This window comes from Sporosarcina sp. AD_1, assembly GCF_057373025.1.
Window position 1 is genome coordinate 265957 of record NZ_JBPVIR010000004.1, and the last position, 20726, is coordinate 286682.

Annotated in this window: 23 protein-coding genes and 1 riboswitch; of the genes, 5 read left to right on the plus strand and 18 right to left on the minus strand. The window is 50.4% G+C overall.

The window, feature by feature from the left end:
• Position 1 precedes the first annotated feature (1 nt).
• Genes ACSW3C_RS09790 through ACSW3C_RS09840 form a run of 11 tightly spaced genes read right to left on the minus strand, consistent with a single transcriptional unit; the run spans position 2 to position 9137 of the window.
• Positions 2 to 583 (minus strand): cob(I)yrinic acid a,c-diamide adenosyltransferase, encoded by a 582-nt coding sequence (locus ACSW3C_RS09790; RefSeq protein ID WP_248514133.1) that lies wholly within the window; start codon positions 581 to 583, stop codon positions 2 to 4.
• Complete coding sequence (locus ACSW3C_RS09795; RefSeq protein ID WP_486562351.1) at positions 580 to 993, minus strand: bifunctional adenosylcobinamide kinase/adenosylcobinamide-phosphate guanylyltransferase; 414 nt, start codon at positions 991 to 993, stop codon at positions 580 to 582. The genes ACSW3C_RS09790 and ACSW3C_RS09795 overlap by 4 nt, the downstream gene beginning before the upstream one ends.
• The gene (locus ACSW3C_RS09800) at positions 945 to 1544 is read right to left on the minus strand and encodes a histidine phosphatase family protein (RefSeq protein WP_486562352.1); all 600 of its coding nucleotides are present in this window, start codon (positions 1542 to 1544) and stop codon (positions 945 to 947) included. The genes ACSW3C_RS09795 and ACSW3C_RS09800 overlap by 49 nt, the downstream gene beginning before the upstream one ends.
• Entirely contained in the window at positions 1517 to 2281 is a 765-nt protein-coding gene (gene cobS, locus ACSW3C_RS09805; RefSeq protein ID WP_486562353.1) for an adenosylcobinamide-GDP ribazoletransferase, read from the minus strand. Before cobS ends, ACSW3C_RS09800 begins: the two co-directional genes overlap by 28 nt.
• Positions 2278 to 3108 carry a cobyric acid synthase gene (locus ACSW3C_RS09810; protein ID WP_486562354.1) on the minus strand — a complete coding sequence of 277 codons (831 nt, stop codon included), beginning with the start codon at positions 3106 to 3108 and terminating at the stop codon, positions 2278 to 2280. The genes cobS and ACSW3C_RS09810 overlap by 4 nt, the downstream gene beginning before the upstream one ends.
• Positions 3074 to 3694 (minus strand): bifunctional adenosylcobinamide kinase/adenosylcobinamide-phosphate guanylyltransferase, encoded by a 621-nt coding sequence (locus ACSW3C_RS09815; RefSeq protein ID WP_486562355.1) that lies wholly within the window; start codon positions 3692 to 3694, stop codon positions 3074 to 3076. Before ACSW3C_RS09815 ends, ACSW3C_RS09810 begins: the two co-directional genes overlap by 35 nt.
• Positions 3676 to 4755 (minus strand): threonine-phosphate decarboxylase CobD, encoded by a 1080-nt coding sequence (gene cobD, locus ACSW3C_RS09820; RefSeq protein ID WP_486562356.1) that lies wholly within the window; start codon positions 4753 to 4755, stop codon positions 3676 to 3678. The genes ACSW3C_RS09815 and cobD overlap by 19 nt, the downstream gene beginning before the upstream one ends.
• On the minus strand, positions 4742 to 5698 hold the full coding sequence (gene cbiB / locus ACSW3C_RS09825; protein WP_486562549.1) for an adenosylcobinamide-phosphate synthase CbiB: 957 nt from the start codon (positions 5696 to 5698) through the stop codon (positions 4742 to 4744). Before cbiB ends, cobD begins: the two co-directional genes overlap by 14 nt.
• Positions 5698 to 7170 (minus strand): adenosylcobinamide amidohydrolase, encoded by a 1473-nt coding sequence (locus tag ACSW3C_RS09830; RefSeq protein WP_486562357.1) that lies wholly within the window; start codon positions 7168 to 7170, stop codon positions 5698 to 5700. The genes cbiB and ACSW3C_RS09830 overlap by 1 nt, the downstream gene beginning before the upstream one ends.
• 1 nt (position 7171) lies before the next feature.
• Positions 7172 to 8164: a FecCD family ABC transporter permease gene (locus ACSW3C_RS09835; protein WP_486562358.1), complete on the minus strand. Its 993-nt coding sequence runs from the start codon at positions 8162 to 8164 to the stop codon at positions 7172 to 7174.
• Positions 8157 to 9137 carry an ABC transporter substrate-binding protein gene (locus ACSW3C_RS09840; RefSeq protein WP_486562359.1) on the minus strand — a complete coding sequence of 327 codons (981 nt, stop codon included), beginning with the start codon at positions 9135 to 9137 and terminating at the stop codon, positions 8157 to 8159. Before ACSW3C_RS09840 ends, ACSW3C_RS09835 begins: the two co-directional genes overlap by 8 nt.
• A gap of 123 nt (positions 9138 to 9260) precedes the next feature.
• Positions 9261 to 9447, minus strand: a riboswitch (cobalamin riboswitch).
• Between the two features lie 285 nt (positions 9448 to 9732).
• On the opposite strand from ACSW3C_RS09840, the gene ACSW3C_RS09845 reads away from it, so the two are divergent.
• On the plus strand, positions 9733 to 9912 hold the full coding sequence (locus ACSW3C_RS09845; protein ID WP_486562360.1) for a hypothetical protein: 180 nt from the start codon (positions 9733 to 9735) through the stop codon (positions 9910 to 9912).
• On the plus strand, positions 9909 to 10082 hold the full coding sequence (locus ACSW3C_RS09850) for a hypothetical protein (RefSeq protein ID WP_486562361.1): 174 nt from the start codon (positions 9909 to 9911) through the stop codon (positions 10080 to 10082). The genes ACSW3C_RS09845 and ACSW3C_RS09850 overlap by 4 nt, the downstream gene beginning before the upstream one ends.
• A gap of 256 nt (positions 10083 to 10338) precedes the next feature.
• Here ACSW3C_RS09850 and argS read toward each other — a convergent pair whose 3' ends face one another.
• Both argS and ACSW3C_RS09860 read right to left on the minus strand, forming a co-directional pair.
• Complete coding sequence (gene argS, locus ACSW3C_RS09855; RefSeq protein ID WP_486562362.1) at positions 10339 to 12006, minus strand: arginine--tRNA ligase; 1668 nt, start codon at positions 12004 to 12006, stop codon at positions 10339 to 10341.
• Positions 12003 to 12446 (minus strand): YwiB family protein, encoded by a 444-nt coding sequence (locus ACSW3C_RS09860; RefSeq protein WP_486562363.1) that lies wholly within the window; start codon positions 12444 to 12446, stop codon positions 12003 to 12005. The genes argS and ACSW3C_RS09860 overlap by 4 nt, the downstream gene beginning before the upstream one ends.
• A gap of 147 nt (positions 12447 to 12593) precedes the next feature.
• Here ACSW3C_RS09860 and ACSW3C_RS09865 point away from each other — a divergent pair, with 147 nt between their 5' ends.
• Positions 12594 to 14654 (plus strand): transglycosylase domain-containing protein, encoded by a 2061-nt coding sequence (locus ACSW3C_RS09865; protein ID WP_486562364.1) that lies wholly within the window; start codon positions 12594 to 12596, stop codon positions 14652 to 14654.
• A 229-nt stretch (positions 14655 to 14883) separates the two neighbouring features.
• Here the strand turns inward: ACSW3C_RS09865 and ACSW3C_RS09870 are convergent, their stop codons facing one another.
• Positions 14884 to 15414, minus strand: coding sequence for a YwhD family protein (locus tag ACSW3C_RS09870; RefSeq protein WP_486562365.1), 531 nt, complete (start codon positions 15412 to 15414; stop codon positions 14884 to 14886).
• Positions 15415 to 15482: 68 nt separating this feature from the next.
• On the opposite strand from ACSW3C_RS09870, the gene ACSW3C_RS09875 reads away from it, so the two are divergent.
• Positions 15483 to 15671: a 2-hydroxymuconate tautomerase gene (locus ACSW3C_RS09875; protein ID WP_207960143.1), complete on the plus strand. Its 189-nt coding sequence runs from the start codon at positions 15483 to 15485 to the stop codon at positions 15669 to 15671.
• Positions 15672 to 16162: 491 nt separating this feature from the next.
• On the opposite strand, the gene ACSW3C_RS09880 is transcribed toward ACSW3C_RS09875, so the two are convergent.
• Complete coding sequence (locus ACSW3C_RS09880; protein WP_486562366.1) at positions 16163 to 16678, minus strand: YwgA family protein; 516 nt, start codon at positions 16676 to 16678, stop codon at positions 16163 to 16165.
• A 16-nt stretch (positions 16679 to 16694) separates the two neighbouring features.
• Complete coding sequence (locus ACSW3C_RS09885; protein WP_486562367.1) at positions 16695 to 17993, minus strand: HD domain-containing protein; 1299 nt, start codon at positions 17991 to 17993, stop codon at positions 16695 to 16697.
• Positions 17994 to 18205: 212 nt separating this feature from the next.
• Here ACSW3C_RS09885 and ACSW3C_RS09890 point away from each other — a divergent pair, with 212 nt between their 5' ends.
• Complete coding sequence (locus ACSW3C_RS09890; protein ID WP_486562368.1) at positions 18206 to 18841, plus strand: RsfA family transcriptional regulator; 636 nt, start codon at positions 18206 to 18208, stop codon at positions 18839 to 18841.
• A gap of 36 nt (positions 18842 to 18877) precedes the next feature.
• Here ACSW3C_RS09890 and lipL read toward each other — a convergent pair whose 3' ends face one another.
• Positions 18878 to 19720, minus strand: a complete 843-nt coding sequence (gene lipL, locus ACSW3C_RS09895; RefSeq protein WP_486562369.1) for an octanoyl-[GcvH]:protein N-octanoyltransferase — start codon at positions 19718 to 19720, stop codon at positions 18878 to 18880.
• A gap of 29 nt (positions 19721 to 19749) precedes the next feature.
• Complete coding sequence (pta, locus tag ACSW3C_RS09900) at positions 19750 to 20721, minus strand: phosphate acetyltransferase (RefSeq protein ID WP_486562370.1); 972 nt, start codon at positions 20719 to 20721, stop codon at positions 19750 to 19752.
• Between the last annotated feature and the right edge of the window lie 5 nt (positions 20722 to 20726).

The following is a 20726-nucleotide window of genomic DNA, read 5'->3' on the forward strand; positions in this document are numbered from 1 at the left end:
TTCAATCCTCTTTCTTTTTTCCTGTCCGAAACACTTTGGCGCTGCGGACATATTCATTATCCGGCACGCCAATTCGCGCGTTAACAATACGAGCGGCAACGAATAAATAATCGGAAAGCCGGTTTAAATATTTCTGCACAGTCGGCGGTACATCTTCTTCCGCTTTCATTAATGTCACAGTCAGACGCTCTGCCCGTCTTGTCACGGTTCTCGCGATGTGAAGCGTTGCTGCTGCAGGCGATCCTCCTGGCAAAATGAATTTCTCGAGTGGCGGGGCTTCTTCCATCAAGGCATCGATCCGCTGTTCGAGTACTTCAATCGGCTCCTCGGATAATTTATAATGGCGCTCCTTCATCACATTGGCCAAGTCCCCGCCGCCATCGAACAATTCGTTCTGAATGGCTTCGAGGTCTTCCAATAAATCCTTGAATTTATCAGCGTCCAGCTCCGTCATCGCTTTTCCGATAAATGAATTCAGCTCATCAATTGTTCCGTATGCTTCAACGCGCAAGCTATCCTTATCGACGCGCCCGCCAATTAAACTTGTTTTCCCCTTATCCCCAGTCCGTGTATAAATTTTCATCCTGTCTCTCCCCTTTTCTTTAATGTTTGTGCAAGACCGTACCAGATCCGGGTCACTTCATCCGCTTCCGCCATCAGCCATTGGTACAAGCGGCCGCATTGGTCTCGAAGTTTCCGTTGTTCCGGATCGACCGGCACGATGCCCCGGCCTAAATCTGTCAGAATGACTACGGTTTCCTTGCCTTCTATTCCTTTTATTATATGATTCCATGCATCGGCTTCGTCCATTGGAGAACGCTCCAGCCACTCCTCGATGCGGTCCAGCACAATAAATTCCGAATCCACTTCCGCCAAACGGTCCAAGTCCCATGCATGCCCCTCACCGACCCACACCCATTGGGACGGCTCCTCCAGCCAGTTTCTTACAAACTCCCGCTTTCCGTTATGGGCACCTCCGATAAAGATATGCATGGCAACCCCTCCTTCAAGTCGTCATAATGGCGCCAAGCCAGCTTCCAAACCGATCCGTGCGGAACCGACCACGACCAAAAATCTGCCGGACCATCCGGTGAAAAAAGTGCAAGCAACGACCGGATCGGCCCGCCGTGTGTGACAACGACGCTTCCGGGCGGCACATCCAAAAGCGCTGACCGCACTCTCGCTTCCACCTCCGCCAAACATTCTCCGCCTCTAGGAGCAGTTCCCTTTGGATCGTCTATCCACATGCGGTACTCCTCATCCATTTCCAGCTCCGCATATGTTTTCCCTTCAAAATCGCCAAAATGGCATTCCCGCCACCTGCTATCTGCCACGTAGCCCGCTTCGGGGAAATAAACAGCCGCACTTTCCTTCGCTCGGAGCAAATCGCTTCCGTATACTGTCTTGACCTCACCGAATAAATCAAGCTGGGACCTGCCGTGGCCACTTGAAATCGATTCATCGGTCCAGCCTATATATTGGCGCTTCCCATTCCCTTCAGTCGGCAAATGGCGAATCAAATACACATGATGATCGTCAACCATAATAGCGCCTCCATCCCTTCCACAAACGCACCGGCCAAATCTCCGGTTACGCCGCCGAAGTTACGGACCGACCATCGCTGGTAAATCAGCAAGCCGAGTGCTATTACGGCAAATAAAATGACAGGAAACACGATGTTTCCAAAGTAGTAGCCCAACAAAATCAAAACGGCTATTCCTATCCCAATCGACCAGCCGAAAAGGATGCCCTTCTTCAGTTTCCCTTGGAAGAAGTGCGCCAGCCCTTCCTCTTTCGCTGTACGGATGGATGCGAAGTATACATTCATCCCTGCCCTTGCGAGGAAAGGGACCGCCACATAAAGCACTATGTTTCCTTTCCCTTCGGCAATTAATTCCTGAAATAAAGCGATCTTGCCGGCAATCAATAAGACGATTGCCATCGTGCCAAAAGCGCCGATGCGCGGGTCCTCTAATATTTCGAGCCGTTTTTTTTGGTCCCGATAGGAGAAAAAAGCATCTCCCGTGTCCGCAAATCCATCGACGTGCAGGCCACCGGTGAGTCCGATACCAACCACTACGACGATTACCGCTGTCAGGAAGGATCCCATACCGAGCATTTCTGTACAGAGCCACGCCGCGCCGAACATGGCGGCGCCAATGAGCGCGCCGATGAACGGGAGCGCCATGTACATGTCCGTCACTTCCTTTTTGCCGAGTGGCAGCTCTTTCTGCACAGGGATAGACGTGAAAAACTGCAACGCCAACAGCAGTCCGGTCATTCCGCTTCACCTGTGAGCAGCGATTTGATGTATGGCCAATCGATATGTGCCTGGATATGCTTCGCCCATTCGTCATAGCGATCGATTCCTTGCGGGGCGTCCTGCACCACGCGTTCCATGTCCTCTTCTTCGATGCCATGGTCTGCTTTAAAAGGGATGACGCCTGCCACACGGATTCCTGTATAGGATTCGATGAATTCAATGCCATCCTGAAATAGTCCGATGTCTCCATGGAATTTATTAATAATAATCGCTTTTACTCGGGCTCGGTGTTCGGGCGCCAGCAATTGAAGCGTTCCCACGATGGATGCAATCGCGCCGCCGCGTTCGATGTCCGCAACGAGCAAGACCGGAACGTCCGCCATGTCTGCAACGCGCATATTAACCAGTTCCCGATCATTCAAGTTCACTTCCGCCGGACTGCCCGCTCCTTCGATAATGACCGTGTCGTAAAGGCCGGCCAGCGTATCGAGAGAGGAACGGATCGCTTCAATGCCCCGTTCGAAAAATTGATCGCGATAGGCCATTCCTTCTACAGGTCCGAATTTCTCTCCGTTCATGAAGACATTCGATGTTTGATTGCCGCAAGGCTGCAATAAAATCGGATTCATCTCGATCATTGGCGTCGTCTTGGCGGCTTCCGCCTGTAAATATTGCGCCCGGCTCATCGTTTTCCCATCCGGGAGAGCCGCCGCAAACCGGGACATATTTTGTGATTTAAAGGGAGCAACTTTGATTCCTTCATTTGCGAGCGATCTGCAAAACGCTGTGCAGAGCATCGTTTTTCCGACATCAGATGCCGTTCCCATAACCATTAGACCGTTCATCCTTGCTTGCCTCCTCCCTTTTCCAATAAACCGCAACGCCATGATCCATTTCGATTGCCGTACTCGAAAGCTGGACAATTTTTTGGTGCAGCCGCCCAATCCATTCGGAGTAGATTCTTGTTTCTTCATAGATGGAGGCCGGTTCATCCAATACTTCATTGGACACGATGATGAAACGGGACGCCCGCTTCGCAATCGCCTGAATCGTCCGGATCACTTCATCCGCTTTTCGTTCCATGCACCCCGGTTGTCCGATGCAAGGCGCTCCGGTTTCCCATCCATCGTACATTTCATTCGCGAGCCACGTCGTCAGGCAGTCCCATAGGACGAAATCACCTTCCTGGATTTCGCTGAGTGCCTCTTCCAAGCGGGTCGGCTGCTCGATCGTCAACCAATTTTGTCCAACACGGTCCAACTGGTGCTTGCGGATCCGGCTCTCCATTTCCTCATCAGTTGCTGTTCCCGAAGCGATATAGATGAGGCGGCCGTGCGCTTCTTCCGCTTCTTTCACAAGTAACGCTTCCGCGAACGAACTCTTTCCCGAGCGGACCCCGCCGCTGATGAACGTCAGTTGGCTGCGAACCATCGATACAGCTCCTCTTTCAACAGATTCAACTCCGTTTCGCTTTTCATGCCGACTCGCAGCCAGCGGCCGTCCATCCCTTGAAAATTCTCTGAATGGCGCAAAACAATGCCTCGCGCGAGCATATCCGAATACAATTTGCGTGCGTCCCGGCCCTCTTCCAAGGAGAACGACAAGAAATTGGAGACCGAATCGGTTACCGTGCATCCTTCCGTCCTTAAAAAGGCGGCCATTTTTTCACGCTCTACTTTCGCATGTCCGATCGCCCGCTCCCGGTACTCCTGTTCACCTAGGCAGATCGCGCCAATTTCAGCTGCAATGCCGTTCACGTTCCAGTGGGGAGCTGTCTTCTTCATTTCTCCGATAATGAATGGATCCGCCGCGATATACCCTAGGCGAATACCGGGAATCGCATACATTTTCGTCATCGAACGTACGACGATCACGTGCGTGAATGCATCCAGTTCGGGGATGAAGGACAAGGATTCATCCACAAAATCAATGAACGCTTCATCGAGAACGACCTCAGTCCCGACTTCTCCTGCCCGCAAGATGATAGCCTTCAATTCTTCCCGAGTCGGCAGGATGCCCGTCGGATTGTTCGGTGTACAAAGGTAGATGACATCCGCCTGCTCCAAAGCGTCCAATATCGGTTGAAGCGGCAATTGAAAACCGTTTTCCTCCGATGCCACAATTGGCTGGATGTTCACTCCGTTTGCCCGCAAAGTCGCTTCATATTCTGAAAACGTCGGATGGACGACGATCGCCCGTTTGTCGCGATACCGTGCCGCTAAAAGCGCCAACAATTCCGCCGCTCCATTTCCTGCGAGCAATCTCGATGCATCCACTTCGTGAAAAGCAGCCACTGCTTGCTTAAAGGGCTCACCGTCTGGATGCGGGTAGGAAGATAACTTACACATCAGATCCGGCCATACATCCAGCACAGCTTGCGGTGGACCTTCCGGATTGCAGTTCTCACTAAAATCTAGTATTTGCTCCGGCGCCTCCAGTCCGAATCGCTTATAGAGCTGACGGGGGTTCGCCCCATGATCAGGCAATCGCATAAATCAACACTCCTACTCCGGTCATCACAAGCCAAAAAACAAACGCCACTGTATGCATTTGACGGATGGCCTTTTGAATATGCATCGCGCGAAGCGGTGTCGTGTCCGGCCCAATTTCCGGACGGTTCGACACAACGCCTCTGTATGTATTGGTTCCACCAAGTTTAACGCCAAGCTGCCATGCAGTCGCCGCTTCCAAATACCCGCTGTTCGGGCTCGGATGCCTGCCAGCATCCCGGAGCCACCCTGTAAGCCGCTTGGAGAAAGGCGTACCGGATTCATTCCGGGTCACCAGCATCATGAGGAAACCGGTGATCCGTGCGGGAATGAAATTCAATACATCATCCGCACGCGCCGAACATTTGCCGAATTGCTCATACCGTTCATCCCGGTAGCCGACCATGGAATCGAGCGTATTCACGGTTTTATAGAGCCATAATCCGGGTGCCCCGAAGAGAAACGCCCAAAATAAGGGGGATGTCACGCCGTCCGCCGTATTTTCGGAAACCGTCTCGATGGCGCCGCGTGCAATTTCCCCTTCTTGCAAATGCTCCGTATCCCTTCCAACAATCCAGGACAACTTTTCGCGCGCCTTCCCCATATCTCCCGCAGCAAGAGGTTCGTAAACATCCATCGCGGCGTCCTTCAAGCTTTTCTGTGCTAAGCCGATGGCGATCAGAAGAGCTTCGACCAAGATGCCTATGTATAGGTTGACTTGATACGCGATGCCGACAATAGCTAGGACGACAGCTGTTACAATGACAATCATGACGAGTAACAGGACTGCCCCTTTCGCCAAGCGGTATCGTCCTTGATTCAGCAAACTAGTCAATTTTGAAATAGACGTGCCGATCCATCTGATAGGATGGGGCCAGCTCGGTGGATCCCCGATGATGCGATCGAGAACAAACCCGATGGTGATGGCAATAAAATGTGCGGGAATCATACCGTCCATCCCTTCGCTTTCTTGTACGCGCGAATGGCGCGGATTGTGCACTCATACACGCCGTGACCAACCAGTTTGCCTAAAGGCGTAATGGGACCCGCGTACGGTAGCCTTTCTCCCCTTTGGGTTGCTGCCACTAACAAGCTATCCGTCGACGTGCCTGTCGCAATTGTCCCGGTGAGTGGATCCAAAATTTGCTCATCCTGAAGTGCCTTGGTCTTCGCTTCGGTCGCAGTAATCATCGCTTGGATAAATGCCTCATCCGGTAAATGTCCATTGACGATTACCCATGTGTTGATCGTCCCGATGCGCTGCTCCTGATCACGGGTTAGCGTCTTCGACACATCGACCGCATTGCCGACACCGGCCGTGACAGCAATAATAATGGAACCAAACTCTCCACTAAATTCTTCGATTTCTACATGCTCCGTCGTGACAGCCGTCATCATGCCGACCGTTTCCGTCAGATGGAAGCCTTCCCGTTCCAGATAGGCCGCATTTTCCGCTTGAACATCATCACAATTGTAATTCGCATCGACATGGCGGTTGACGAAAGCCCGATACCAGCCCATTCCAGCATTGTGCACAGCGGAAGATAGTGTTTTTAGCGGCTGATCGGCTGTTAGCGAAACATGTTTTGAGGAGACCTCAAACTGCTCTTTCGTGACGATGAATGGCTTCATTTCATCCATTGTATCAGGAAGGAGCGTCATCTGCGGTTTTGGCAATTCAGGATGCGGCTGGGTTTTGACCCGCGCTTCATAAACACTGCTGATCATAGAATCTTTAACTACATCAAGCGGGCTGCCGATCATGGCGATGCGTCCCTTCTCCATCAGCAGAAGCCGATCGCAATAGAGAGAAGCCAGGTTGATATCATGGAAAACCGAGACGACCGTGACGCCTTTTTCAACCGCATGGCTGCGCACGGTATCAAGCAGTTGTTGCTGGTGTGCAATATCGAGATGGTTTGTCGGTTCATCCAGCAATAAAATCGGTGCTTCCTGGGCCAGCGCCTGGGCCACGAAGACTCGCTGCTGCTCCCCGCCTGACAAAATTTCAATCGGTGTATGTTCGTATTTGGTTACGCCGGTATACGCCATCGCTTCCTGCACCGCTCGTTCATCCTCTTTGGACCAAGTTGAGAATAGCCCGGACTGGTGCGGATATCTGCCGAGCGATACGGTTTCTTTGACGGAATGCGAAAAAGCATGGGCATGAAGCTGCGGCAGCACCGCGACTTTTTGCGCGAATTGTTTCTGTGAATAAACACTCGCATCCTGCCCGTCGATTTCAACAGTGCCTTCCTGTTTCGGCAAAATACCAGAGATGATTTTCAGCAAGGTTGATTTCCCGCTTCCGTTCGGGCCTAAGATGCCGAGAATTTCTCCTTTATTCACTTCAAATGAGATATGCTGGACGACCGGTTCCTTCCCGTATCCCCCTGACAGATTTTGCACCTTGAGCATCTTACATGGCCCCTTTCCGTCTCTGTCGATAAAAGATGTATGCGAATACTGGTGCACCGATGAAAGAAGTGATGACACCGACAGGAAGTTCTGAAGGTGAAATGATCGTCCGTGCAATTAGATCACAAATTATTAATAACGTGGCTCCATTCAAGAAGGAAAGCGTCAGTAAATGACGGTGATCCGCTCCCCATAGCAGCCTTGTCATATGAGGGACAACGAGTCCGACGAAGCCGATCGTTCCGGACACCGCCACAGCAGAACCCGTTAAAATGGAACCGCCTATGAGAATCATAAATTTGCGGCGACGAACGTTGACGCCCAAATGATGCGCCCGCTCTTCGCCGAACAGCATGGCGTTCAGCTCTCGCCGGTTGAGCCAGAGGATGAAAGAGCCAATGATAACGAACGGCAGCACCATAACGATATATTTCCAGCCGCGCATCGACACGCTTCCTAACAGCCAGCCGATAATTTGCCGCAGCTCTTCCCCTGTCAGCGCAATCATTAGGGACAGAACCGAGCCGAGGAACGACCCGAAAATGATGCCCGTCAAGATGATCGTCTCCATCTTCATGGAACGGTCGACGAGTCTCGCAAATCCGAGAACAAGGAACATCGTTACCGCGGCGCCGACCATGCTAAAGATTGGCAACGTATACGCGCCCAGCATCGGAATGGATAAGCCAAAAAAGAGTGTCACAACCGCACCTACCGAGGCGCCGGATGACACTCCGAGGGTGTATGGATCGGCTAGCGGATTTTTCAGCAATCCTTGGAACGCAGCGCCCGCAATGGCAAGCGATGCACCGACAAGGCCAGCCAATAGGACACGCGGCATGCGGATTTTCCATAGGATATTCGTTGCTGTAGTATCCGACGAATCCCAGAACGTGCTCAGTGGCACTTTCACGGTTCCGATGGATACACCGAGCCATACCGCCACAGCCAGTGTGGCGGCACTCACGATGTAGGCGATGCCTGTTTTATTCACCGAACGCCTCTGGATAAATGGCTTTAGCCACTTCTTCCAGGCCAAGCGCCAGGCGAGGACCTGTCCGGCTCGTCATATTCTCATCAACTTGAATGACGCGGTCTTCTTTGACAGCTGTAATATCGCTGAAGCCGTCGCGGTTTTTCACGCTCTCCACGATATCCGGCACATAGCTGTACATGACGATGATGACGTCAGGGTTTTGCTTCACGATTTCTTCCGGGCTGATCAATGCCCAGCCATCTGCCGTCACAACGTTTTCAGCACCGATCATATCAAGCATTTCCTGCATGAATGTCCCTTTGCCAGGTGCATAAATGTCAGGTGCATCGGATGTTTCAACGAAGACACGCTTCTTTGTCTCGACGTCTTTCGTTTTCGCAACGACTTCGTCCACTTTCGCTTTCATGTCCGCTACGATTTTTTCAGCTTCTTCCGTCTTACCTGTTGCTTCTCCGATCGTGTTGATCGTTTCATATGTCTCTTCGAAGTTCATCGCATTTTTCACGACAAACACTGGAATGCCCGCGTCGCGGATTTGCTGCCAGCCTTCTTCACCGGAGCTTTGTCCCATTTCATTCGCGAACACAACGTCTGGGCCCATGGCAATAATCTGCTCGACATTGAATTGCATGCCGCCGACTTTTTCCTTTTCCAGTGCCTCTTCCGGATAGTTATCGAAGTCAGTAACTCCGACAATTTCATCATTCAAACCAAGAGCGAAAAGGATTTCTGTGTTGCTCGCTTGCAAGGAAACAATTTTCTTAGGTGCTTCCTCAAATGTAATTTCATTGCCAACCGCATCGGTCAATGTCACCGGGAACGCAGGAGCTGCCTGCTCGGCATCGCCAGCTGTCTGTCCACTTGTTTGCTCTGTTGCATCCTCTTTCTTCGGCTCATCCGACGTGCCACATGCCGTCAAAAGCAATACGGCAAATACAGCCGTCAACCAAAGCTGCCAAAACTTCTTCATTCTGTCTTCCTCCTATTGATTCCAAACAAAAATCCCCCGTCATATGAACGGAGGACAACGTCTAGTAAAAATTCGGCCGCGCCAAAGCGCACCGACTCTTCACCAAACCTATCCTCGTAGGGTTGCGGGTGATTCACAAAGGCAGGTCTCCTGGCTCGTACTTCAATCGCATACCGCGCCTTCCCGGATCAGATCCAGTGGCATCAGGCGGATAGCTCGCACTTACAGTGGCGGGACCGCGCCGGCTTCGAACCGGCTTCCCTTTTAACCCCGTCGTTGATGGCGGGGCACCTTCATGTTCGGATATGTAATTGTGTACGCAACCATTATACTATAAAACATTTCCTTGTCGATAGACGGAAAGTTGGAGAGGGATTTGCAAGTGTTGAGGAATGACGAGTTTCCTGTGTTTGTGGTGTGGCTTACATTCTGAGAACGGAGCGGCTGGTACGCGAAGAGGATTACGTAATTGGAAAGCTGATGGCGCGCTGAATGCACTTCACAATTTAAGGGGTTTCGGTTGTAGACTTGATACTGCGAGCATGCCTGGTGTGGAAGTGAGGGCGATTTATATTTGGGGCCGGGTGGATTTCATATGGCGAGGAAAACATACGAGCTGTATGGAACCGGATACGAGCGGTTACGAATTTATTGGAGAGGTTCGGAAGGAAATACGAGCGGTCGCAAGTCGAATACGAGCGGTAAAAAATTTTTACGAGAGGTTCAAAACGAGATTCGAGCGGTTACAAAGTTATTCGAGAGGTTGGAAGCGTGATTCGAGCGGTAAATGAAACATACGAGAGGTTCGGAAGCAAATACGAGCGGTTCGAAACGTGGTACGTCGGGTTACAAAATTCCCCTCAGCTGGCTGGACAAGATTCGAGCGGTCGCAAGTCGGATACGAGCGATAAAAAATTATTACGAGAGGTTCAAAACGTGATTTGAGCGGTTGCAAGTTGGATACGAGCGGTAAAAAAATTATACGAGAGGTTCAAAACGAGATTCGAGCGGTTACAAAGTTTTACGAGAGGTTCGAAACGTGATTCGAGCGGTAAACGAAATATACGAGAGGTTCGGAAGCAAATACGAGCGGTTACACAAATATCAAGCAGTTACGTCCTACATTCAAAGGTCCCCGTTCAGATGAATAACAAAACAACCCCCGCCTCTCCCGCGGAACCGGGAAAGACGGGGGTTTTCCTTACATTCTTTCAGGCGCTGCGACGCCGATGAGTTTCAAGGCGTTGGCAACTGTTGTGCGTGTTGCGGTGACGAGGGCCAGACGGGCTTCGGATAGGTCGCGGTTGTCTGGGTCGAGCACTTTTTCTGCGTTGTAGAAGCTGTGGAAGGTAGCCGCCAGCTCCTGGATGTATGTTGCGATGCGGTGTGGCGAGCGCAGGCGTGCTGCGTCCGCGACGACTTTCGGGAAGTCGCCGATTTTCTTTAGCAGTTCAACTTCTTTTTCCGACTGCAGCAAGTCTACGTGGTCGGTTGAAGCTACCATGCCTTTTTCTTCCGCTTGGCGCAAGATGGATGAAATACGCGCGTGTGCATATTGGGCATAGTAGACCGGGTTTTCGTTGGACTGGGAAATGGCAAGATCCAAGTCGAAATCCATTTGGGAATCGCCGGAACGCATGGCGAAGAAGTAACGGACGGCATCCAAGCCGACATCCTCCACCAGTTCGCGCAACGTGACTGCTTTCCCTGTCCGTTTGCTCATTTTAAATTTCTCGCCGTCTTTATATAGCTGCACCATTTGGGCCACTTCGACTTCGAGCGTGTCACGATCGTATCCAAGCGCTTCGATGGCTGCTTTCATACGCGGAATATAGCCGTGGTGGTCGGCTCCCCAAATATTGATGAGCTTGTCAAAACCACGACGGATTTTATCTTCATGATACGCGATATCCGGTGTCAAGTACGTGTAGCTGCCGTCGTTTTTGATCAACACGCGGTCTTTATCGTCGCCGAATGTCGTGGAACGGAACCATGTCGCGCCGTCTTCTTCAAAGACGTGGCCATTGCTACGTAGTTTATCGAGCGCAATGCCGATTTTCCCGTCGGTATATAAAGATGTCTCTGAAAACCAATTGTCGAAGCGCACTCGGAAGTCTTCCAAGTCCTTCTTCAATTTTTCCAATTCGTAATCAAGTCCATACTTCCGGAAAAATTCAAGACGTTCTGCTTCCGGCATCTGTGTGTAACGGTCTCCGTGCTCTTCCGCAAGTTTCTTGCCAATTTCAATAATATCCTGGCCGTGGTAGCCGTCTTCCGGCATTTCCTTGTCCATGCCGAGTGCCTGGAAGTAGCGTGCTTCCACCGAGAGAGCCAAATTATTCACTTGATTGCCGGCATCGTTAATGTAATATTCACGGGATACGTCGAAGCCCGCGAAATCAAGAATGTTGCAGAGGGAATCGCCGAGGGATGCCCCGCGCGCATGTCCTAAATGCAAGTCGCCCGTCGGGTTGGCAGAAACGAACTCGACTTGCACTTTTTCGTGTTGTCCAAATGTAGAACGTCCATAATCTGTTCCTTGGGCCAGTACCGCTTTCACTACATCGCCAAGGAAATCGGTCTTCAACCGGATATTCATGAAGCCCGGCCCTGCAATTTCTACTGATTTAATTGCTGTATCCGCAGTATTCAAGTGCTCCAGAATAGTTTCCGCAATGACGCGTGGTGGCTTTTTCGCCAGCTTCGTCAGCTGCATGGCGATATTCGTCGCATAATCCCCGTTCTCTTTGTTTTTCGGTGTTTCCAGTAGAATGTCCGGAATCTCTGTTTCTGCTACCAGGTCAGCGGCGATGACAGCTTGCCGGAAAGCCGATTTGATTTCTTGTTGTATCTTTTCTACAGCGTTCATTTTTGTCCCTCCATGAAAGAAATTTGAAGCTTATATGTACCGAGCAGCGCTCCATCCGCATGCAGTTCGTAATGGACGTGAAAGTCCCCTGCTGCGCCTGCTTTATCCGTATCAATTTGAAGTTCTTTTGTCTTTACTAGCAGATTGAACATGGCCGGACCATTTCCGTACGTACCCGGTCTCGGGGTTCCGATGAAAAACGGCAAACGCATTTGCACCGCACCGCTCCTCATGATGAGCGCTTCCTCATCGCCAAGTTTCACAGTTGTCCGGATGACTTGGCCATTCTGCTTTTCTTCAAACCGCAAATATAGGTTGCCCGCTTTTTCAATGATGACACCTTTTGCTTGCAGTGTATGTTTATCTGCCGGCTGGCCTGGATGAATGATCGTCGACCGCAGTTTGACATCCACGGCACGTTCCATATTCGCAGTTTCCATTCAGAACCATCCTCCTACTCAAATATCTATTCATTATATCGTTTCTGCTGCAAACTTTCCAACGAAGTTTTCCCAATTCCGCCCGTTTAATCCTCTGATGCGTGTCCATACTGTTGGTAATGAAACATTTAAGGGGGTTCCGATGCGATGAAACGGTCTGATTTTATTAAAAAACAGAAGAAGCGGAGATTGCTGCGCACTTTCCTTATGCTTGCCATCACCGGAGTTACCGCCTTTTTCACAGCCCTGTTATGTCTTCGGATCTATGCCCAAATTGCGGGTGCCCCCTCACTGAGCGTGCCCAAGGCGTCTGTCTTTCTCGACAAGAACGGACGGCAGATCGGCGATAAATACTCGGCTGAACGCAGGTATTGGGTCGGTTTAGATAATATTTCACCTTTCCTGGTGGATGCATTCATTGCAACGGAGGATCGTAATTTTTACAACCATAACGGGTTTGATTACAGAAGGATCGCAGGGGCCGTGCTGAAAGATGTGAAAACGATGAGAATGGCGGAAGGCGCCAGCACGATCACTCAGCAGTATGCCCGTAATCTATATTTGACACACGAGAAATCGTGGAACCGCAAAATAAAGGAAGCGCTGTACGCTTATCGCTTAGAGATTTTCTATGAGAAAGACGAGATTTTGGAAGGCTATATGAATACGGTCTACTTCGATCACGGGATGTACGGAGTCGAAGCGGCCAGCAAGTTTTATTTTGCCAAACCGGCGAAGGACCTGACTCTCGAGGAAGCCGCCGTCATTGCAGCCATTGCGAAGGGTCCCTCGATCTATTCACCCATCGATAATCCCGAACGGTCGCGGAACCGGCAATTGACGATTCTTCATTTGATGGAGGAGCAAGGGTTTATTACCGAAGCGCAGGAAGAACGAGCGAAAAATACGCCAATCGCGTTAAAGACAGATGAATGGTCAGAAATGAAACGGGTCGCCCCTTACTTTTTGGATGAAGTGTGGCGTGAAGCTGAAAAGGTTTTAAGCGAAAAAGGCCGCTATCCTGGGGAAGGCGGATGGACGATTCGCACGACGCTCGATTTGCACCATCAGCAGGCCGCAGAAGAGTTGGTGGACAAATGGATGCCGAAGAACGAATTGCAGGTGGCCTTTATATCGATGGAACCGGAAACCGGGGCCATTACCTCCATGGTCGGGGGCACCGATTATGCGGTAAGTCCTTTTAACCGAGCTACGCAGGCAAAGCGGCAGCCGGGCTCGGCCATGAAGCCGATTCTTTACGCGGCCGCTCTGGAAGACGGATTTAGCCCCCTGACTTTCATGTCGACCGAGCGGACCATTTTCACATACGACGAAGGGCGTTCCACGTATGAACCGAAAAACATTAACGGAAAGTTTGCCGGCCATCCGATCTCCCTGGCTCAGGCCATCGCTTTGTCTGATAATATCTATGCCGTTAAGACGCTAGAAAAAGTCGGCTATAAAAAGTTCAATAATATGGCGGAGCGGCTCGGCCTGCATGTGAAATTTCAAGAGTCGCCTGCCGTTGCACTCGGCACTTCCGTTGTCACATTGAAAGAGATGACCAATGCATACAACCGGGTCGCCTCCAGCGGATTGAAAGTGGAACCGACGACTATTTTATCCATTACCGATGCGCAAGGCCGTACCGTTTATGAAAAGCCGAAAACGACAAAAAAACGGGTGATTACAGAGCAGGATGCATTCGTCCTCACTCATTTGATGACAGGTATGTTTGATCCTGTGTTCAATGATTATTTAATTTCCACCGGCCTGACGATGCGGCCGAAGCAGACGCGACCTTATGCGGCCAAGTCCGGAACGACCATTTCAGACCAATACTTAATCGGATTTACTCCGTCGCTGACAGCCGGGATTTGGACGGGATTTGATGTCGGGCAGAATTTGACTGAGTTTGAGGACAAAGCTGCCTCCAAGCGGATTTGGATCGACTTCATGGAGAAGGTGCACGAAGGGAAGACGGAAGAACCGTTCGTTCCGCCAAGTGGTGTGAACGGGGTCATCGTGGATGTGGAAACCGGCGGAATTGCGGTCAATGAATGTCCGAAGCAGCGTCTGGTTTACGTGAAGGAAAAGGATATGCCGCAAAAACTTTGTACCGATCGCAGCTTACGGGAGGACCGGCTATCCGGTAACGAGGAAGAAGAAGGTTCCTTCGAACTGTTCCCATTCTCCTTCTTTGAATAAAAGACGAGGAACCATCAAAAAAGCTATCCGTCCTACTAAGAGGATGGATAGCTTTTTTACCGATCTAGGCATCACGCCCGTATTATGCTTGGGTTGTAAACATACAGGCTCAGACTGCGCTATTCCGGTTGTCCTAGCTTACAATGGCAAGCTGTATTTTTAGTGTACTTCCTTTCTCGTTTACATTCAACCTCGGATGCAATGGTCTTAAGGAAATGTCACATTTTGTTCATAAATGCGGCGACTCTGAACCCAGGTCAATCCGCAGTTTCGGCTCGCTCCGTTCCCACATCTCCGGGTTATGGGATTGCAGGAAATCGGCAAGGATTCGCTTCGACTTCTCATCCATCTCATCCACAATGATTTGCCGCTTCATCGATTTATCCATTTTATTCACATGATCGGCCAGAATTTTGTAACCGCGCCGTTTTTCCTTATTAACGACCATTTCACAGGCGGTCACGCCCGCATAGTATGGACCGTCTTCCTTAAAATCGATCGTCACCCAAACGAGCCAATACGGCTTTCCGCCCTCTGAGTCTTCCCGATTCGTCGTAAATTTCACGCCGCGCTCCGTCTCACTGCGGGCATGCATCGCCCCTATCTCGATGCGGGCTTCTTCCGCCTCGATATCCACAATGACCGGCGAAATATTTTCAAGTGACAACGATCCGATGCCAAAGCCCTTATGGCCGTCTGTCGGATCATTCTTTATAATGGTGAATCCCAATTTTTGTTTAGGTTTCTCTTCATTCGCCATTTTTATATCCTCTCCTACTCTGTTATTATATACACTATACCGAATTATCGCAGGAAGGGGGAAATGGTATGCCATACGTAACCGTAAAAATGATCGAAGGCCGCACAGAAGAACAAAAACGTGCACTCTGCGAAAAAGTGACAGCAGTTGTCTCCGAAACAACAGGGGCTCCCGTCGAAAACGTTGTCGTGTTCATCGAAGAGATGTCCAAAAACCATTACGCCGTCGCTGGAAAGCGTTTGAGCGACGCAGAATAAGTTGTACAGTCCACCGGCCTATGCCGGTTTTTTATTTGGAATGAAATACGGAGACGTTTAGGTATTTGTCGGTGTTGTTGTGGTTGCGGATATTAACTTTCTAAGGGGAGTGCCTACAGGAGGGAGTTTATCGGTTAGCTCCCCTAATTCCAGCCCCTTCAGCCAATAATAATCCTCATCACCGCCTAAATCCATTCTATCACCAGGTAAACGAGTTCTATCACCGCCTGAATCTATTCTATCGCCGGGTAAACCACTTCTATCACCGACTAAACCAAATTGATCACCGATTGACTACAATTCAGATGGATTTGTCGTGTTACTTCTTCTTATACCAATAGTCAGCCGAACACCATAGGCTCAAGCTGTTTGCGTACCCACCAAAAACGGTAGTTTGCCGGAGGAACCCGGGTTTATTGCCACATTGAACTTGGTTCTTCACACTCAGACGATTACACTCCCCTCTTCAAGCCATACAAAAAGCCGGCAAATTAGCCGGCTGGGATGGTTGTGCATTGCTGCAGTTCTTCGATGAATTCGAAGGCTGCGGACATTTCGTCTTCTGTGAAGTTGAGTTTGCTTTTGACGATATGTACTTTGGCCACTTGCTCTTCTTTCGACAGATGGTCGAAGTAAAGAAGGGTCGAAACGAGTTCCAGAAAACGGGAGCTTTTTCCGTTCAACTTGCCGATGCAGATGCTGAGCATTTCATGGGGCGTTTCGGCTGTTTCGAGGAAGCGTTCCCCTTCTTCTGTGACATTGTAGTGATATTGGACGTAGGATCCTTTGTCAGTGCATTGTTCGGACAGGAATCCCATGGCGCACAGTTCTTCTACGCGCAGCGTCAATTCCTCCGAGTACGGTCCATACATATGTAACTCATATTTTTCAACGAATGCAAAGTTCATTTTTTTTGCGATGTATACCATTTTCTGCAGTTTTTTTCGACCGCTCACTTCTTGCGCCAGTGAAATGAACTGTACAATTCTGGCATGTTCTTGCAACAAGTTGCCCACTCCTCTCTCATTCTTTCAACATTTTGAGCATGTCCGCGTAAAGCGGTATTTCGTCTTTCTTTTCGAGCAATAAATCTTCGGGGAAATAAATTTTATGGTCGGTGCGGCGTTTGCCTGATATGGCGTCCACGATGTCCGAGGATCGGGACAGCTCCCGCAATTCGCCGCCTGGCATCTGCAAGTAGATCGGAACGCGTTCGTTCTCTTCGCCAGGACGGTAAAAGTCGTATGGCAAATCAGAGGAAGAGTCGGCAACGAGGTAATATTCCGGATCCAAGCCGGCATCTTTAAACAGTTGCTCCAGCTTGCCGATCTTCCGGTATTCCTTCGCCGGATCGAATTCAGCGTATTGAAACAGCCGCCGATTAATAAAACGGTCGCATAAGTCTGCCAATATGGCATCTTTCTCTTTGCGCCACCATTGGAAATACGCTAATAAGACACTTTCATCCAGTGATATGTAGTCTTCCAGTTGAAAAGTTTGATTGAAAAAAGAGCGGAAATGAACAGGGTCATAGGTGAATTGGTATCCGCTGTTGTGCAGCTGTCTCGCCCGATGCAAGATTTTCATCAGTATGACTTCGGCACTACGCGAAACCGGGTGAAAATACACTTGCCAATACATTTGGTATCGGCTCATTATATAATCTTCCACCGCATGCATGCCGCTAAACTTGATGACGACCTGTTCTTCTGCAGGCCGCATGACGCGCAAGATTCGTTCCATATCGAAATGTCCGTAGGAAACGCCGGTGTAGTAGGCATCCCGCTGGAGGTAATCCATTCGGTCCGCATCGATTTGGCTGGAGATCATGCTGACGACAAGCTTGTCCGGGTATGTCTTGCCGATGACATCGGCCACTTTTTGCGGGAAATCAGGAGACACTTTTCGCAGCACGGCGTTTACTTCCGTATCGCCAACTAAAATCCGCTGCGTGAATTGCTCATGATCTAAGCTGAACACCTTTTCGAACGCATGCGAAAAAGGACCATGGCCCAAATCGTGAAGGAGTGCAGCACAAAGCGTAACGAGACGTTCTTCATCGTTCCATTCGGCTCGGCCGCTGAATCCGTCGTCGATGATGCGTCTTACTATTTCGTAGACACCGAGTGAATGTTGGAAACGGCTGTGCTCCGCTCCGTGAAAGACGAGATAGGTTGTCCCAAGCTGCCGGATACGGCGAAGCCGCTGGAATTCTCTTGTGCCGATGACGTCCCAGATCACTTGGTCCCGCACATGGATATACCGGTGGACCGGATCTTTGAAAACTTTCTCTTCCAAAAGCTTTTCGTTTTTGTATTCCATCTCCCGCACCTCCGTCCATCCATTTTCTTAAGTATATCAAAAAGTCCTGCTAACGGAAGATGGCAAATGTAGTGATTTGGGACAGACTATCGACAACAGGTTGAATCAAATGTTTTTCATGAAGTGTTGGAGTTTGAATGAATAAAAGTATTCCGTGTTGTACACACTGACCTTAGGTTAGAAAGACTATGAATTTGGCAGGAGGCATGGAAATGGTGAAGGTCAGACAAGATGCTTGGTTAGAACAAGATGATATTTTATTAGCTGAAACGGTATTGCGGCATGTCCGCGAAGGCAGCACACAATTGAGCGCATTCGAAGAAGTCGGAGATGCGCTAAACAGAACGGCCGCTGCTTGTGGATTTAGATGGAACGCCGTCGTGCGGAGAGATTACGAGAAAGAGCTGTCCGAAGCGAAAAAGGAACGGAAACAGGCGATGCGCGTCCTCGGTCCCGATTTCAAACGACGCAGCCAGCAGCTTTTCACACCAGGAACGAACGGGGAAGGCGAAGAAAAAGCGGCTGTTCCGCTTTCGGCTCTCTCCTTGGACACGGTCATTGCGTATTTGATCCGCTTGCATCATAACGGCGGAGGGGATTCGGAATCACTTCGTTGGAAGCATACAGCCAAGATGGCAAATGATAAAGTTCACATGCTGGAGCAGGAAATCGAAAAGCTACAACGTGAAAACGCCACCCTTCGAAACGACTACGAACAGTTTGTGCAAATCATGAACCGCGCACGCCGTCTCGTGACGCTGGAAGATACGGAAGATCGGGTTGCCCCTGTCTTCACGATGGAGAAAAACGGGAATCTCGTATCAAAAGAACCGCCGGTCAACAATTGATCCGGCGGTTTTTTTTATTCTATCAGCTTGACAATCTCAAGCCTTCAGCATTTTTTGATTGCGCTCGACGACTCGTTTTAAATAAAATCCGTACAGCTCCAATTCCTCCGGCGTGAATCCGCCCATTTGAAGATCGCCGCTCAATTCCCGCAGCAACAGCTGCGTACGAATGACAATATCGCTCACAGTCAGCTCTATCCCCAGAAGCTCGGATAAGGAGGCCATGACATCCGGCTCGATAACGGGATAGGTGAACTTTGTTTCCTCCCCTTGCAGGCCAGCCTCGTACAGCGTGCGGATGAGCTTGGCCCGCTTTGAACCGCTCCCTTCCACGCATAAATAAACCTGAACAGCCACACCTTGCCGCAATCTCCGCTGGGAGATGCCCGCGAACTTGCGCCCTTCCATGCTTAAATCATATGTGCCCGGGCAGTAGGAGCCGACGATCTCGTAAGCCTCAATCCGGTCTGCCGCTTCCGGGAAAAGCATTTTCACGAAGGCTACCATCATTTCGTAGCCTTCCGGAATATCAATCGATCCTTGCTGTTCCGATAAAACAAGGGAGATGTTCAGCACCCCACTGTCCAGCACGACGGCAAGACCGCCGGAATTCCGGACGATGGTCTGATAGCCCGCCTCGTGAATTAACGGGACTGCCTCCTCGATATGAGGCAGCCGATGATCTTGGATGCCGAGAACCACTGTATGATCATGCACCCACGTCCGCACGGCCGGACTGCTCATCTGCTGTCCAACTAAGTGGCACAGCGTATCATCTGCGGCGAATGATTCCAATGCCGAACGCCCTCTCGCCGAAAACGATTCATCCATAAAACGCCATTTCGGCATATGAAGCGTTAGTTCTTCATGTGACCTCATGTATGTCTCCTGCTCTTTCCATTTTCAAATTACAAGCTCTGCGCCGCTGTGATCAGCGACAGCTTGTACACGTCATCCGCAGAACAACCGCGGGATAAGTCATTGACCGGCGCGTTCAGCCCCTGCAAAATCGGGCCAATTGCTTCATAGCCGCCCAGCCGTTGAACGAGCTTATAGCCGATATTGCCTGCCTCCAGCGACGGGAAGACAAAAACGTTCGCATCCCCTTTTAGCTCGGAGTCCGGCGCTTTTTTCGCCGCCACTTCCGGAACATAAGCCGCATCAAATTGGAATTCGCCATCTAATGCTAATTGCGGATCAAGCGTTTTAGCGATTTTGACAGCCTCTACTACTTTCTCCGTTTCTTCAGAGACTGCGGAACCCTTCGTCGAAAATGACAGCATCGCGACCTTCGGCTCAATGCCGAATGCCTTCGCTGTTTTCGCGCTCTCCAAAGCGATTTCCGCCAGCTCCTGAGCTGCCGGCGCAATGGTGATCGCGCAATCTGCAAATACGAGCTTCTCCTCGCCCTTTATCATAATAAAAGCACCACTCGTCTTTGATACGCCAGGCTTTGTTTTAATGATCTGGAGTGCCGGCCGTACTGTATCCGCAGTCGAATGCGCCGCTCCACTGACAAGTCCGTCAGCTCGGCCCGAGTAGACAAGCATCGTTCCGAAGACGTTCGCGTCCTTTAGCAGCTCCCTCGCCTGTTCCACGGTAGCCTTTCCTTTTCGGCGTTCCACGAACATTTCGATCAGCTCTTCGACATATGGTGCTTGTTCTGGATCAATCCACTCGATTCCGTCCATCTGTATAGATGCATCCGCAGCAGCTTGTTGTAGTTGCTGTTCATTTCCGAGCAGAATCGGCTTTACAATGCCTTCCTCTTGCAAGCGCACTGCGGCTGTCAGAACCCGGACATCCGTCCCTTCCGGCAAAACAATCCTCTTTCCGCGGTTGTCCAGTTGTTGTCGCAGCTGGTTGAATAAATCTGTCATCCGGC